Consider the following 13,790-nt stretch of genomic DNA (forward strand, 5'->3'; position numbering starts at 1 on the left):
CTATGACTTTGGCTAGCATCAAGAACATTATAAGTATTCCGATGTACCTTGATAAAAACTTCCAGCAGTTTACAAACACAAAGTATAGCAATCACTTTCTATTAGCGATCAATACCCTGTTAGCTTTTGACTTATGACTCACTTTGGCATTATTTGCCCGCCCTATCCCGGACACCTGAATCCCCAAGCTGCGTTGGGAAGAGAACTTCAATCGCACGGTCATCGCGTCACCTTTTTACAAATTCCAGATTTGGAATCAAAGGTGCAATTGGAGGGGTTAAATTTCTATCCGATTGGTGAAGCGATCTATCAACCTGGCTCAATGGCTCAAACCTTTGCTCAGTTGGGAAAGTTAAGCGCTTTGAAGGCGTTGGATTACTCCCTCGACTTCTGTCAGCAAATGGTTGAAATTATTTGCCAAGATGCACCTAAAGCGATCGCAGCGACAGGAATAGAAGTCTTACTGGTAGATCAACTCGAACCTGCTGGTGAAACGGTAGCAGAATATCTCAATCTCCCATTCATTTGCGTTTCTTGCGGACAGGTAATTCACCGCCGAGCCGATGTTCCTCCTTTTTTCACTCCCTGGAATTACCAGAATACCCATCTATCAAAAATCCGCAATCTCTTGGCTTATTACTTTTTAGATCGTAGTTGTCAACCGATTTTAAAAACAATTAATCGCTACCGCCAAGAGTGGAAGCTGTCTGATTATCGCCACATCTACGCTTCTAATGCACAACTTGCCCATATTAGTCAACAACCTGGGTTATTTGAGTTTCTCATTCCCAACCTGCCACCGCACCTGCATTATGTTGGCCCGTTGCGAAATGCTTCACCACAATTAGTTACATTTCCCTACGAGAAGTTGACTGGACAGCCGATGATTTACGCTTCTCTTGGAAGCGTGCAAAACACCAAAGAAGCAGTATTTCGTTGTATTGCTGCTGCTTGTAAAGGACTGGATGTACAATTAGTAATCGCTCATGGGGGTGGGATGAGTGAAGAAGCGGTGCGTTCGCTTCCTGGTTCTCCTTTAGTAGTTGAGTATGCTCCGCAACCAGATATACTAGCGCACGCTAGTCTGACAATAACTCATGCAGGCATGAATACGACATTAGATTCACTTAGCTATGGCGTACCTGTAGTAGCGATTCCGATCACCTTTGAGCAACCAGGAACTGCCGCGCGAATTCGCTCCACTGGAGTAGGAGAGGTGATTTCTCTAGAAAAACTAAATATTTCCAACCTGCGAACAGCAATTAAGCGAGTGTTGACGGAAAATTCTTACAAAAACAATGCCCGCAGAATTCAGCAGTCAATTCAACTTTTAGGCGGCGTGAAACGGGCAGCAAATATCATTGAGCAAGTTACTCAATCCCAACGTTCTAAGGTTATAGAGATGGTATAAATCCAATTCGCAATTCGCAATTCGCAATTCGCAATTCGCAATTTGCGATAAATTTCCTGATATCGTTATTTCGAGGTTTTAGTTGTATTACCCACTAAAAAATTGCTGATTCCTAGATTCGGAATTCTTCTTTAATAATTTTAAAACTTTGAAAAAGTAGAGAGTGATAAAGTAGCGATCGCATTCTTTGGAGATACAGATTTTCAGTTAAACTTTAACAGGCATGCCATTCGGTTCTGAGACGAATGGCACGCCTGTTAGGCATAATTAACGGCTTTTGAAAGGTTTCAACCCTTTGGTAAGGGATAGACTTAGGAAGAGGCGATCGCAACTAGCACGGTAAATAACTTGGCTTAAAAACCAACAAATATATCCCGCTTTAGATGTTTTTTCTTACCTTCAAAGTTAAGTATTTGCTGAACCTGCTAATACAGACACATCTGGTATAGAGCCATTATTTAAGATAGGTTGGCGAGTTTTCAAATCAAATTTGTAGCCACGCGGTAATATATGAAGCTTTGCTCCACAAATTGCTAAAGCCTCATCCTTTAAAATTTCGCCCATATTGTCATATGTAGACTCTACATCGACAATTGTAACTGAACCTTCACCAATGATTTCAACTTGTCTATCAGTAACTACCATTGCAGTATTCTCATCAATACCAAATCCTAAATCAGCAGGCTCTTGTATCAAAGCTGAAATTAAGCGTCCCAGGCGTCCACGCTGTAAAAAATGTTGGTCAATTACTACTCCAGGTAGAAAGCCTAAACCTGGACCCATATCTATAATTTCCATCCGAGGGTTAGTTTGAGAATCGCCTTCTACAATCATTTTATCTGGCATCACAGCTGCTCCTGCGCTTGTGCCTGCAATAACTGCCCCTTCAGCAAAACGCTTGTGAATAGCTGTGTCAAGTTCAGTATCTTTAAGAACGCTTGTGATCCGAGCTTGATCTCCTCCAGTAAAGAATATTCCTGTAGCTTTGCTGACAGCTTCTAATGCTGTAGAAGAAGATGCATCATCACGAGTTTCCGTATCAAGAATACGAGCATCTTCAGCTCCTAACCGTTCAAATACTCTAATATAATTTTCTCCAACCTCTCTAGGTAGTTCTGTCGCTGCTGTCATAATTACTATTTTTGCCTTCGTACCCCCAGCACGTCGTACAAACTCGCGCAATATTTCACAATCTTCCTTTTTATCTTCAGCGCCGCCAATAATTATGAGTTGTTTGCTAATACTTTCCACAATAACAGACTCCTAATATTAAGTTAATTTCAATTAACTATAATAATTAACGCTATACCATCAGTCTTTAGAGATATTGAAAGACATCTTTTAAGATGATTTTTTTATTAAGATTATTGAATTTAGGGTGAGTAGTCTAAAATCACAAGCTATAGGCTGTTGTCTAATATAGACAAGTTGTAAAATTGGCAATCATGGAGTTAGTTCGCACTTTCTGGTAAATTAAATGGTTTATAGGAATACGCTTTGACTTCTGCTTGCGTAGCATCGCGTAGCCATACATATTTGCATAGCTAGATAGTAAGGAATAGGGAATAAGAAATCAGTCTTTTGGAGTTCCCAAAAAGCAAGAATTTTGAATTCTTAATTCACCTTCTTCAGATAGTGACGAACTCCTTCACTCATTTGTTGGAAATTAGGTGTAATCTGTTTTCCTAGTGAATTCTCAACGATGCGGGCGATCGCCACTGTTAACTGTTGTGGTGTACCCTTAATCTGCTGCGGGTCAATAATTAGTTCACCCCGGCTCTGAATTAGCGTTCCTTTATCATCTTCGAGAAAGTGATTTTTGCCTGTACAGTGAACTGCTTCACTAAAGACGTGGGTTTTGATCTGCCAACTAGTTGTATATTCAGAATTATTCCAAATAGAATCTTCTGTCCAATTGAGCAAATCTTCGCTTAAAAAAGCACGCGCTAATGCTGGAAGATTGGCACCACCATACCAATCATGGACTAGGTATAAAAGTCCGTTTTGCTCTTGGCTTGATTTGAACTTAATTTGTCTGACCTTTGACATATACGGCACAAGTTCCGTTAGCTTGTCTCGATAAGTGGCATAAACTAAAGGACGAGGAAAAGGGATATGAGCTTCGATGCAAATCAACATGGAAATTCGTGCGGTAACGCACGTTGCTAACACAAAACGTTATTTAGGTTCTAGTCAAGGAAGCTTTCAGTTATTTCTATCAGAGTAGATAGTTACCGCTTTATTCCTAAGAAGTGCGGAATGTGGGTTGAAAATTATTATTGTGGCGATCGCACTGCTACACTATCACATGGTGTTGAAGGCCATCTCACGGTCAAAATAGTACAGTCGGACTGAGCAACCCAACAATGTGGTACACCTGCATACCACAACACATAATCACCCTCACGAGATAGAATCATCTCTCTATCCTCAAACTGAAGGCAAAATTGGCCATTAATCAAAATGGAAAGAGTAGCTGCTGTGTTGTTAACTCCCCACTCGTTTCTACAGTCTCCCGCTTTATGGACACCCCACTTTATTTCCAGCGCTGTGGTTGAGCGAGGATCATCATCTGGGGTGATGAAGTAACCCATAAACCAGCCCCAGCGATTTGCACCTTCGCTTGCAGCATTCCCAAAAATAACTTTAGGCTGCATCACTCACCTCAAAAGAAGGAAGTGAACTATTTACGCTTACCGTAATCTCAATTGACAACAATACCCGGTTATATTGTTGTAGAGAGTGGGGTATTAGTTGCTCTAGATGAGAAAAAGTGCGTAGGCGCAGCCTGTCGTAGACATTGCTCATCACCTTCCTGGAGGCTTCTTCATTCATAACTAATTAAAATAGATGAACACAGATGATTAATTATCAAAATTATTTGTATCCATCCGCGTCCATCTACGGTTTTAGATTAAGGTGAGTTCGACCAACTTCTCCCTCCCAAAGCTACGATGTACACACAAGTCCTAAAATCCTCTAGCCAAATTTTTGTCAACTGTTGACTGTTAACCGTCAACCATCAACGGCGTCGGGGCGTTTCTCATCCCATCTTTCAAAAGAGTGGGTTTCCCGACACCTTTTTATAAATAAATATATGGCTGCGGACTTGTGTGTACACAGCTACTCTTGACTGGGAGCAGCAGGTTGCGATTGAGGTTGTTGGCGTAAACCGCGCAAAGATTCCCGCAACTTGTTCTGATTAGCGTTGTCTGGGCGCCGCCGACGCCGCTTTGCGGTTGGTTGTGGCTTTGGTGATGAATCGGTAGCCGTTCGCTCACGTTGGATGCGGCGTAAGGACTCTCTTGCACTTCCTTGAGTGCGAGTTGTTCTAGCTGGAGATGATGGGCTTGTAGCAGTACTTTCCGCTTTTTGAGGTTCTAACCGTCTACTAAATCCAGATATTACTGGTTTTCTAACTGTAGCTTCAGTAGATGCAGGTATCATCCGTCTGGGCCTACGTTTTGGAGCTTCCTCTGTGGAGTTTGCAGCCGTTGTTTGCCGAGTTCTCTCTTCTGCTTGTCTTTGTGTTTTCCGTTCTTGAGCTTGGCGATATCGCCGTGAACCTTTTATGGCATATTCAGTGGCTATAGCTACCCCTTGTCTACCACCTTCTGTGGGTTTTAATTTCCAGTCACGCGCTTGTCTGATGGTTTCTTCATCCAAGTCACGGTTGCCACTAGAGCGAGCAATCCGCACATTAGTAACATTGCCTTGTGCATCAGTATCAACAGCTACTTCTACTCTGCCTTCGATGCCTCGCCGCCTTGCTGCCTCTGGATAGTTGGATCTACATCCGCCTTCACGGCAATCTGCACGACCATTACCTGAACTGTTAATTTTTGGAGGTGTTGGCGCTGTTGCTATTGGCGGACGCTTTACTCGTTCATTGCCTACACCACTACCAGAGCCAGAGCCAATTCCTGAACCCGTACCACTGCCAGAGCCAGAGCCAGAGCCAATTCCTGAACCCGTACCCAAACCAACACCAGAGCCACTTCCTGAACCCGTACCTAAACCAACACCAGAGCCGGAGCCTGTGAGAACTCCACTAGCACCGCCACCTCCACCAGCATTTTGGCTGGCTTTTGAGTCTCTTAGTTCGCTTAAAACTCCTCTTAACTTTTGACTGTCTTGGTTTGTGGAGGGAGCAACAGTTGTCACAGGGACTTCTGGCTTGGGAGCAATTTGTGTATTTGCTGGCTGTGGGTTTTGAGTAATTTGTTTTGGTTGTTCAACTGGCTGAATTTTTGGTCTTTCAATAAATTCTTGTACTGGTTTTTGTACTGGCGGAGTTTCTATAGACTGTTTTTGAATAACTTCTGGTAATTTTTTGGGTTCTTCTGGAATTTTTTCAAGCGGTTTTTCTGGTTCCGCAGTCGGAGAATCTACGATCGCTAATTCTATTGCTTCATCTTCTTCTTTAGGCATTCTCGTCAAATAATTACCTATGCCTGAGGACAGTACGCCGATATGCAGCGCCAGTGAACCTATCAGACTGTAAGTCAGAAAAGACTTGAGAGCCTCAACTTCTTTGGAACGTTGCTTGACAGTAATGCCAGAAAAGCTCATAGCTATTGCTACCTATTCTCACTAATTTAGCTATCTTAGAATGCAAGGTTACAAATATCAAGTAAAAACTTCAAATTACTTGGGATAGCTTTACGGAACCCTGGACTAGCAAAAAATCTTTTGAAAGCATCACATATCATGGTTTTTGGACAAGATTAATTTTTATTGCAATTTAATTAAATTTCTTTATGTAACGCGAAGAAACGATTAAATAAAAATCATGATAATTACATTTGAAAAAATTATCATTATATTTTATATTTTATTGAGAAAAAGTTTCAGCTTTCCTCTAGATTCTGGTAGTCTAATTTTGTATTGTGGATGACGTTATAGAGGCACTACATGGGAATTCAGAATTTGTTTGCAGCAGGCGGTATCGTCATGTGGCCCCTGTTGGCGTTTTCGGTATTGGGTGTGGCACTTATCATCGAGCGGATCAGGTTTTGGGTAAGGATCAATAAGCGTCAAAACCGGGTAGTGCGAGATGTTTTGAATCTCTACCGTCTCGATAATGTTGTCGGTGCAATGGATAAACTTCAGAAAAACGCAGACTTGCCACTCGCCCGGATTTTTCTAGCGGCTTTAGAATTAGAGGAGCCAAATCCAGAGGAATTTCGTCTAGCGTTAGAAAGCGAATCACAGGCTGAGATACCTGTGTTAAAACGTTTCCAAAACCTTTTTGAGACAATTATTAGTCTGGCACCACTGTTGGGTCTTCTCGGGACTGTGTTAGGATTGATAGCCTCTTTTGCCTCCCTAAACCTTGGTGATGTGGGAGGTACTAAAACAACTGGTGTTACATCTGGGATTAGTGAAGCTCTAGTATCAACAGCATCGGGATTGATCGTTGCTATATTCATACTCATGTTTGCCAACACCTTTCGGGGACTGTACCAACGGCAAATCGCCCTAATTCAGGAGTATGGGGGACAGCTAGAATTACTCTACCGCCGTCGTTATGAACGAGGAGAAAAAACTTATGCGTCTACAAGATGAACCAGAAATTCCAGTGCAGATCAACATTTTGCCGATGATTGACGTGATATTTGCAATTTTGACATTTTTTATTATGTCAACTCTGTTTTTAACACGCTCAGAAGGTTTACCAGTAAATTTACCGAAGGCAGCTACGGCAAAACAACAGCAAGTTCCCTCTAAAATTACGATCACGGTAGATGAACAAGGAATAGTAAGTTTGAACCGCAAACCAACCACAGTTGATGATTTAACAGCGCAAGTGCGTGCTCTAATCGGTTCTAACTCAGAAGTGTTGGTAATTATTAATGCTGATGAAAAAGTTGGTCACGGGCGAGTAGTGGCTGTGATGGATCGCGTACGTCAAGTTGAAGGGGCAAAATTAGCGATCGCTACCCAAAAATAAACAGTAGAAATATTGTATATAAGAAGTTCAGCGAGTCAGGAAAATTTTATATTCTGGCTCCTAGCTCCTTCCTATCTAATGGCTATTACGCATCTGCAATTTTTGAGATATAAGTTTAAATAATAATTCTTGCTGTGAATGGATAAAAAAGTGGTCACTGTTGAACTCATGTACTGAGAGAGCAGCAATAGTCTGTTCTCGCCATGCTTGCAAAGCTTCATGACTAACTTCTTGGTCTTGCAAACCACCAAAAACAGTAATAGGACACTCCAGTGGCTGTCTTTGAGTGTAAATATAAGTTTCTAGAACTGCAAAATCTGCCCGCAAAATGGGAAGGAACATCTGCATCAGTTCCTGGCTTTCTAATACTGCTTTGGGTGTACCGTTAAGACTGTGTAGCTCGTTGAGCAAATCAGGGTCTGATAAAACGTGGAGAGGTGGTTTTGTGGACGAAATTTGCGGGGCGCGACGAGCAGAGATGAAGAGGTGAAAGGGAGTAAGATTATACTGAGAGCGAAGTAGATGGGTCAACTCAAAACTAACTAATCCGCCCATACTATGACCGAAGAAGGCGAATGGTTTGTCTAAGTATGGCATGAGAACTGGAGCGATCGCTTCAATAAGAGGTTCTAATCGCGTCAAGGGTGGTGACTTAATCTGTCTTCCCCGTCCCGGATATTCCACAGCACAGACTTCGACATTACTAGGTAAATTATTAGGCCAAGTCCGAAAAATTGCTGCGCTACCACCAGCGTAGGGGAAGCAGAATAAACGCAGGTTTGCTTGAAGATTAGGTTGGGGACAGATAACCCAGGAATTAAAGCTTGGCGTAGTTGTCATAATAGAGCTTAGAGTTAGAGAACACAACTCTGGTTTAATTTTTAAATATATTCACTGATAATCTTATGACAGGAATGGAACCTTGGGCGATATCAGCCGTTAGTGGTGAGTCTGATAAAGCGATGCCTTGTACAAGGGACTTCCAACTAAAAAAATATTCCATTGCGACTGTTAACTGTTAACAGTCAACTACCTCAAGTGGAATAATTTATTTTTTGGAGTTCCCTAAAAGTACCTTGCCCTTTATTTGAATGTTTACGGTATATTGCTGTTTATGCTGCGTAATTGGATAAAGTTGAGCTAAGGGGATTAAGTTTTTCGTGGCTTTTTTCAGATGACCAAATAATTATTAATTATTCGGTCAATCCAAAGATTCCATTAAGTCAATACACTTGTGCATCTGCTGGCGCATGGTTTCCCTATCAGCATGAAACCTTCGCCCATGACCTGGTAACACCCACTCGAAAGAGTAATTAGCCAAGTTACGCATTGATTTAGTCTGTTCTGACCAAGAATACCAACAGGCATTGTGGAATGCAATCAGTTGGTGCAATCTTTCTGACCAAGCGAGATGGTCGCCAGTGAACAGAAACTTATTTTTGTAGAGTAAAACAGTTTGTCCTTTGGTGTGACCGGGAACTGGGATAATTAATAAATCAGGTGTCAAAGCAAATGGTTCAGAACCAGTTAGCTGTATTTCTACATTGCGAGTATCCGTAGTAATATCATCAGCATGGAGGATGCGATCGCACTGAAAATGCTCGGCAAACTTTTGATGATCTGCCACATCATCCTTATGAGTTAGGTACATATAACGAATTGGCCCCATTTCTTCTAAACGCTTGACTAAAGGCGGCGTAAACCGGGGAGAATCTACCAAAATGTTACCTTCTGGAAGTTGAATTAAATAGCTAGCAGCACCATAAGATTTTTCAGAATGATAGCCACAGTGGTAAACATTTTCTGCTACTAATATTGGAAACTGTTGTTGAGCAACTTTGATATCTTTTGGTTTTTCAACAGTGCCAATAGAACTAGTAGGACATGCCAAAAGTGCTTCAAGCGCTGCTAATCTTTCCGCCTCATTGGTTGGTTGATGATAAACAGCCGATTGATCATCAACATCATAAAATACTTCAGGAGCCATCCAGCGACAGGTATCACAATCAATACAGGTGGTATCTACATAAAAATCGCCGTTGACATTTTGGAGACGACGCTGATTTAAATGAGCCATATTAATCCTTTTGCTTCCAAGCGCTTACTGGGGAGCGATAAACCTTATATCACTACGCTAGCAAAAGTAACTTGAGACTGTAGCCGCCACTAGAAGTAAATCTGCTCAAAAAGATTAAGACTCGTGAAACTCAGTAAGCAGAAATTGGGAAAACTGAACATAGACACTATCTGCTGATATATTCCCAAATATGCTTTACTGTTCTAATTCCAGTTGTTCAAATCCCTTTAACCCTGATGACAATAAGTTTTGCATTAAGTGTGGACAAACACTTACACCATTATTTAGAAACCGTTTCCGAGTAATACGACTTTTGGGTGAGGGTGGATTTAGCAGAACTTATGAAGCTAGGGATGCAGATAAGATAGACGAACCTTGCGTAATTAAACAATTTGTCCCGCAAGTTCAAGGAACGAATGCACTTGAGAAAGCTACGGAGTTATTTAAGCAAGAGGCGAAGCGACTGTATGACTTGGGAGAACACCCGCAAATTCCCCGTCTGATTGCTTATTTTGAACAAGATAAGCGGCTGTATCTGGTGCAAGAGTTAATTGAGGGGCAGAATTTATTACAGGAATTGCAGCAGCAGGGAGCTTTTAGCGAAGAAAAGATAAAACAGCTTTTGGCTGATATATTGCCTATCCTGAAGTTTATCCATGAACGCGGTGTGATTCATCGAGACATCAAGCCAGAAAATATCATGCGCCGCCGCCAGGATGACAAGTTAATATTAATTGATTTTGGTGTTTCTAAACAAATTACAAAAACTTTTGTAGGTGTTGGCACAACAGTAGGAACACCTGGATATACACCACTTGAGCAAATGCGTGGTCAAGTTTTCCCTGCAAGTGACCTTTATAGTTTAGGTGTAACTTGTATTCGGCTATTAACCCAATGTTTACCAAAAGCAGATGGTTCTAATGAACTTTATGATGCATTAAATAGTGAATGGATATGGAAAAATCATTTACTAAAAGATACACATATTATACCTTACTTGATCAAAACTTTAGATAGATTAATTGAGGAATACGTTAAAAAGCGCTATCAATCGGTAGATGAGGTATTTCTAGATTTAGATTTTTATAATAAGCCACAATCTAATCGAGATATAGATTTAAAATCGAATACAACTCAGTTAAGTGGAGAAGGTTGGAGACAACGGAAAAATTGGGGAACCCGTTCAATTTGGGATAATTCAGATGACTCGGATAGTGAAGAAAATTCTAGAGATTGGGATAGTTGGGAAAGTTCCGCAGGCAGCTATACTTGGTAAAGTTATGAAGATTGATGTAGCTGTTGATTCCTCTTTATGCTTGACAATAATTTAATTTTACAGGCAATGATTAAGTATGACTGAAATTGTATTTATCGTTGAAGATAATCCAGATGGTGGTTATACAGCTAGAGCTTTAACCGAGTCAATTTTTACTCAGGCTGACGATATAGAAACACTACGAGAAATGATCCGTGATGCGGTTCATTGCCATTTTCCTAATGAACAAAACCGTCCCAGAAGAATCTTACTTAAATAATAAGGTATTCAAATTTTTAAGTTTTGGATTTTCAGTTTTAGAGATGTGATTGCCCTTGGCGTTGGCGCAGGCATCGCTGTTCCCAATCTACAATAATTACATCCCAGAGGAATAGCTATGAAATGGCGTGTAATTCTTGAATCAGACCCAGAAACAGGCGATTGGGCTATATGCTGTCGAGAGTTACCAGGTTGTACTTCAGCAGGAGAAACTGAAGAAGAAGCCTTGGAAAATATTAAAGAAGCAATTCAATTGTATTTACAGCCGGAGTCAACACCATTAACTATTGGTAGAGTATGACCCAAACGCAATCCTAATACAATCCATCCTTCAAGAGTATCTTGCAAATCCTCCCGGCAAGCTTCTAGCGTTGCAGCGTTTGCCCACACACCTTGACATTCTAGAATTTCCCCATAAAAAGTTCCATCCTCAAGCAACTCATAAGTTGCTTTGTGCATTGCTGTACGAATGTAATTTGTCAACATTCAGCTTTTAATTAATTTGCTTATAACTGAAATTTTGCTTTTAATTGCAAATCCGCCAAACTCCTGAAAATGCGATCGCGCCCCTTTACCAAACGCGATCGCTAAATTTTCCATCCCCTAACCAAGAAAATGCAAATGATTACTCACCGCACTAATTAGATTATGGGTAACGGGAAGACTATCAACTACCATCCCTAGACACAACAGCATCATGTAGGAGATGGAGAAGAGAAACAACTCTTTAGCTACAGCGCGATCTTCTGGATTTTGCAACAAACGCCAAGATTTGTGGATAAATAATCCTCCCAGAATTACAGCGATCGCAGCATAAAGAATTCCACTTGCGCCCAAAGGATAAACCAATAACACGGTTGCAAATACTGTTACCAGCGTATAATACCAAATCTGCTTCACGGTTGCTGTATCACCTTCAATCACAGGTAGCATTGGTATCCCCACCTTTGCGTAATCATCCCGAATCATCAGAGCTAAAGCCCAGAAATGGGGTGGCGTCCACAAAAAGACGATGGCAAAAATTAACCATGCTGACCAGCTTAAAGTGCCTGTGACAGCAGCCCAACCCACTAACGCTGGAATTGCCCCAGCAGCCCCACCGATAACGATATTCTGGGTGCTGTGGCGTTTTAGCCAGTGGGTATAAACCAAAATATAAAAGACGATCCCAGAGAAGGCTAGCAGGGCGGCTAACAGGTTGGCAAATACTGCCAGGAGTGTAAAGGAAATCGTCGCCAGTGCGATCGCAAAAATGAGAGCATCACGCGGCTGAACCTTACCCGAAGGCATCGGACGATGGCGCGTCCGCTCCATGTCATAATCAATATCCCGGTCATAGACACAGTTAATCGTCTGGGCGCTTGCAGCAGCCAAAGTGCCACCAGTGAGAGTTACTAGCAACAGCAATGGGTCTACTTCTCCCTTAGCAGCAATCCACATACTCCCAGCCGTGGTAATCAAAAGCAACGGAATAATCCGAGGCTTCGTTAACTGGTAGTAACTTTGAATTACCTGTAAAAATGTTCCGTGGTGGCGAGAGACATTAGTCTCAATCATTTTGGCTCTGGTTCCTTATTTTTCAACAATTTATATGCAGCCCCCGCTCAAGCTGGCTCTTTTAGGCAAACGAAAACACAGATTTTCTGCACCTGCGTGGGTCGCAATACTCGCCGTTGCGGCTTTCGTCGTTTAGTGGAGAGTGGGGAGCAGGGGGAGATTAAGGAGAAGAACCAATGCTCAATGACGGCAGTTGCTCCACTTGGGGAGACCCCAAGACCGCACTGCCTCCCCAATGCCCAATGCCCCATTCCCTACTCAGCACTTAACACGGGCTAAACGCCCCGCTACCGCTAAGGTGAATCAGCACTAACTGAGTCACGCAGTGCAAGAACTGTGAAAACCACCAAGGTTCCCAGCAAAGTAGCTCCTATGGCTTGGTGAGAGACAGTGAGAGGCTCAACTTGGAGATGTAATTTGAAAGTGGCGAATCCCAACAAGATTTGTAAGGTTAACAACGCACCAGCCAAATTTGCCAGTCGCCGTAAGGCTGGATGTAGTGCTGGTGTCCGCCAACAGATAAATACCATTGCCAAAGTTGCCAAGGAAGGCGGTACCAAACCAGCAATATGGCTGTACATTACAGTACAAAGTTGAGAACCGCCCAGGCATTGGTGTAGCGCCCAGCGAGAGCCTACCAAAGCACCTAGCAAACTTTGCAGGTAAACCAAAACAGCAGCAGTTAAACCGACCCAAGGTAACTTACCAACGGTTCCAGTTCCCTGATACGGAGTGAGTGCCGTGCCAATAATCAGGAGGGTGCAAAAAAACAACAGCGCCGTTCCTAAATGAGCGGTAACGATATCAAACCGCAACAGTTCGGTAACGGTGAGTCCACCCAAGATGCCTTGGAAGACAATTAAAAACAGGGCGAATGTGGATGCCCAAGGCAGCCATTTGGGTAAGAAACGACGATGCCACCAGGACAAACCAAAGAGTGCGATCGCGCTTACACCAATTAAAGCTGCATCTAATCTATGAAACCACTCCAGGAACACCTGGAGATTCATTTGCTTGGCTGGCACCAGTTCGCCATAGCATAAGGGCCAGTCTGGGCAGGCAAGTCCAGCATTCATCACGCGGGTGGCACTGCCTATTGCCATCAAAATTAAGGTGGCTATGCATATTTTCCACACCAAGCGACGAATCATTTCCTTGGGCTTTCGCTGCTGAAGCGCCGCTTCATTTTGTTGTTGTAGGACAAATTCGCTCATGAATGATACCTTCTGCCCGCTCTTGGTGGCTCTCTTAAAATTTT

The 13,790-nt window shown here is 42.3% G+C and carries 16 protein-coding genes; 6 read left to right on the top strand and 10 right to left on the bottom strand.

Features of this window, described 5'->3' with window-relative positions; genetic code table 11:
* Window positions 1–133: 133 nt before the first annotated feature.
* Entirely contained in the window at window positions 134–1,411 is a 1,278-nt protein-coding gene (locus H6G26_RS20375) for a glycosyltransferase (RefSeq protein ID WP_190730988.1), read from the top strand.
* Between the two features lie 405 nt (window positions 1,412–1,816).
* On the opposite strand, the gene H6G26_RS20380 is transcribed toward H6G26_RS20375, so the two are convergent.
* The 5 genes from H6G26_RS20380 to H6G26_RS20400 form a co-directional block, all read right to left on the bottom strand.
* Complete coding sequence (locus H6G26_RS20380) at window positions 1,817–2,665, bottom strand: cyanophycinase (protein ID WP_190731029.1); 849 nt, start codon at window positions 2,663–2,665, stop codon at window positions 1,817–1,819.
* Window positions 2,666–3,025: 360 nt separating this feature from the next.
* On the bottom strand, window positions 3,026–3,550 hold the full coding sequence (locus H6G26_RS20385; RefSeq protein WP_190730989.1) for a hypothetical protein: 525 nt from the start codon (window positions 3,548–3,550) through the stop codon (window positions 3,026–3,028).
* A gap of 137 nt (window positions 3,551–3,687) precedes the next feature.
* Window positions 3,688–4,068: a signal peptidase I gene (locus H6G26_RS20390; RefSeq protein ID WP_190730990.1), complete on the bottom strand. Its 381-nt coding sequence runs from the start codon at window positions 4,066–4,068 to the stop codon at window positions 3,688–3,690.
* Complete coding sequence (locus H6G26_RS20395) at window positions 4,058–4,246, bottom strand: hypothetical protein (protein WP_190730991.1); 189 nt, start codon at window positions 4,244–4,246, stop codon at window positions 4,058–4,060. The genes H6G26_RS20390 and H6G26_RS20395 overlap by 11 nt, the downstream gene beginning before the upstream one ends.
* Window positions 4,247–4,534: 288 nt before the next feature.
* Window positions 4,535–5,983, bottom strand: a complete 1,449-nt coding sequence (locus tag H6G26_RS20400) for an energy transducer TonB (RefSeq protein WP_190730992.1) — start codon at window positions 5,981–5,983, stop codon at window positions 4,535–4,537.
* Between the two features lie 342 nt (window positions 5,984–6,325).
* Between H6G26_RS20400 and H6G26_RS20405 the strand changes: the two genes are divergently transcribed.
* Together H6G26_RS20405 and H6G26_RS20410 are read left to right on the top strand one after the other, a co-directional pair.
* Window positions 6,326–6,979: a MotA/TolQ/ExbB proton channel family protein gene (locus H6G26_RS20405; protein ID WP_190730993.1), complete on the top strand. Its 654-nt coding sequence runs from the start codon at window positions 6,326–6,328 to the stop codon at window positions 6,977–6,979.
* Window positions 6,963–7,364, top strand: a complete 402-nt coding sequence (locus tag H6G26_RS20410) for a biopolymer transporter ExbD (RefSeq protein ID WP_190730994.1) — start codon at window positions 6,963–6,965, stop codon at window positions 7,362–7,364. The genes H6G26_RS20405 and H6G26_RS20410 overlap by 17 nt, the downstream gene beginning before the upstream one ends.
* Before the next feature lie 75 nt (window positions 7,365–7,439).
* On the opposite strand, the gene H6G26_RS20415 is transcribed toward H6G26_RS20410, so the two are convergent.
* Both H6G26_RS20415 and H6G26_RS20420 read right to left on the bottom strand, forming a co-directional pair.
* Entirely contained in the window at window positions 7,440–8,204 is a 765-nt protein-coding gene (locus H6G26_RS20415; RefSeq protein WP_190730995.1) for a thioesterase II family protein, read from the bottom strand.
* 361 nt (window positions 8,205–8,565) lie between these two features.
* Entirely contained in the window at window positions 8,566–9,441 is an 876-nt protein-coding gene (locus H6G26_RS20420) for an MBL fold metallo-hydrolase (protein ID WP_190730996.1), read from the bottom strand.
* 190 nt (window positions 9,442–9,631) lie between these two features.
* Between H6G26_RS20420 and H6G26_RS20425 the strand changes: the two genes are divergently transcribed.
* The 3 genes from H6G26_RS20425 (at window position 9,632) to H6G26_RS20435 (ending at window position 11,276) form a co-directional block, all read left to right on the top strand.
* Window positions 9,632–10,717: a serine/threonine-protein kinase gene (locus H6G26_RS20425; protein ID WP_190730997.1), complete on the top strand. Its 1,086-nt coding sequence runs from the start codon at window positions 9,632–9,634 to the stop codon at window positions 10,715–10,717.
* A 76-nt stretch (window positions 10,718–10,793) separates the two neighbouring features.
* Window positions 10,794–10,976, top strand: coding sequence for a 2-oxoisovalerate dehydrogenase E1 subunit beta (locus H6G26_RS20430; protein ID WP_190730998.1), 183 nt, complete (start codon window positions 10,794–10,796; stop codon window positions 10,974–10,976).
* Window positions 10,977–11,093: 117 nt separating this feature from the next.
* Window positions 11,094–11,276: a type II toxin-antitoxin system HicB family antitoxin gene (locus H6G26_RS20435; protein ID WP_190730999.1), complete on the top strand. Its 183-nt coding sequence runs from the start codon at window positions 11,094–11,096 to the stop codon at window positions 11,274–11,276.
* Here H6G26_RS20435 and H6G26_RS42725 read toward each other — a convergent pair.
* The 3 genes from H6G26_RS42725 to H6G26_RS20445 form a co-directional block, all read right to left on the bottom strand.
* Entirely contained in the window at window positions 11,225–11,461 is a 237-nt protein-coding gene (locus H6G26_RS42725) for a type II toxin-antitoxin system HicB family antitoxin (RefSeq protein WP_242053814.1), read from the bottom strand. The two genes, H6G26_RS20435 and H6G26_RS42725, sit on opposite strands and share 52 nt — an antisense overlap.
* A 117-nt stretch (window positions 11,462–11,578) precedes the next feature.
* Window positions 11,579–12,532, bottom strand: coding sequence for a heme o synthase (locus H6G26_RS20440; RefSeq protein WP_190731000.1), 954 nt, complete (start codon window positions 12,530–12,532; stop codon window positions 11,579–11,581).
* 293 nt (window positions 12,533–12,825) lie between these two features.
* The gene (locus H6G26_RS20445) at window positions 12,826–13,746 is read right to left on the bottom strand and encodes a heme A synthase (protein WP_190731001.1); all 921 of its coding nucleotides are present in this window, start codon (window positions 13,744–13,746) and stop codon (window positions 12,826–12,828) included.
* Between the last annotated feature and the right edge of the window lie 44 nt (window positions 13,747–13,790).

The organism is Nostoc sp. FACHB-888 (assembly GCF_014696655.1).
GTDB lineage: Bacteria > Cyanobacteriota > Cyanobacteriia > Cyanobacteriales > Nostocaceae > Nostoc.

What these genes read in the sequence shown, in the direction of transcription:
- H6G26_RS20375 (WP_190730988.1), top strand. Translation starts at nt 134, where the DNA reads ATGACTCACTTTGGCATTATTTGCCCGCCCTATCCCGGACACCTGAAT.
- H6G26_RS20385 (WP_190730989.1), bottom strand. Translation starts at nt 3,550, where the DNA reads ATGTTGATTTGCATCGAAGCTCATATCCCTTTTCCTCGTCCTTTAGTT.
- H6G26_RS20390 (WP_190730990.1), bottom strand. Translation starts at nt 4,068, where the DNA reads ATGCAGCCTAAAGTTATTTTTGGGAATGCTGCAAGCGAAGGTGCAAAT.
- H6G26_RS20395 (WP_190730991.1), bottom strand. Translation starts at nt 4,246, where the DNA reads ATGAATGAAGAAGCCTCCAGGAAGGTGATGAGCAATGTCTACGACAGG.
- H6G26_RS20400 (WP_190730992.1), bottom strand. Translation starts at nt 5,983, where the DNA reads ATGAGCTTTTCTGGCATTACTGTCAAGCAACGTTCCAAAGAAGTTGAG.
- H6G26_RS20405 (WP_190730993.1), top strand. Translation starts at nt 6,326, where the DNA reads ATGGGAATTCAGAATTTGTTTGCAGCAGGCGGTATCGTCATGTGGCCC.
- H6G26_RS20410 (WP_190730994.1), top strand. Translation starts at nt 6,963, where the DNA reads ATGCGTCTACAAGATGAACCAGAAATTCCAGTGCAGATCAACATTTTG.
- H6G26_RS20415 (WP_190730995.1), bottom strand. Translation starts at nt 8,204, where the DNA reads ATGACAACTACGCCAAGCTTTAATTCCTGGGTTATCTGTCCCCAACCT.
- H6G26_RS20420 (WP_190730996.1), bottom strand. Translation starts at nt 9,441, where the DNA reads ATGGCTCATTTAAATCAGCGTCGTCTCCAAAATGTCAACGGCGATTTT.
- H6G26_RS20425 (WP_190730997.1), top strand. Translation starts at nt 9,632, where the DNA reads ATGCTTTACTGTTCTAATTCCAGTTGTTCAAATCCCTTTAACCCTGAT.
- H6G26_RS20430 (WP_190730998.1), top strand. Translation starts at nt 10,794, where the DNA reads ATGACTGAAATTGTATTTATCGTTGAAGATAATCCAGATGGTGGTTAT.
- H6G26_RS20435 (WP_190730999.1), top strand. Translation starts at nt 11,094, where the DNA reads ATGAAATGGCGTGTAATTCTTGAATCAGACCCAGAAACAGGCGATTGG.
- H6G26_RS42725 (WP_242053814.1), bottom strand. Translation starts at nt 11,461, where the DNA reads ATGTTGACAAATTACATTCGTACAGCAATGCACAAAGCAACTTATGAG.
- H6G26_RS20440 (WP_190731000.1), bottom strand. Translation starts at nt 12,532, where the DNA reads ATGATTGAGACTAATGTCTCTCGCCACCACGGAACATTTTTACAGGTA.
- H6G26_RS20445 (WP_190731001.1), bottom strand. Translation starts at nt 13,746, where the DNA reads ATGAGCGAATTTGTCCTACAACAACAAAATGAAGCGGCGCTTCAGCAG.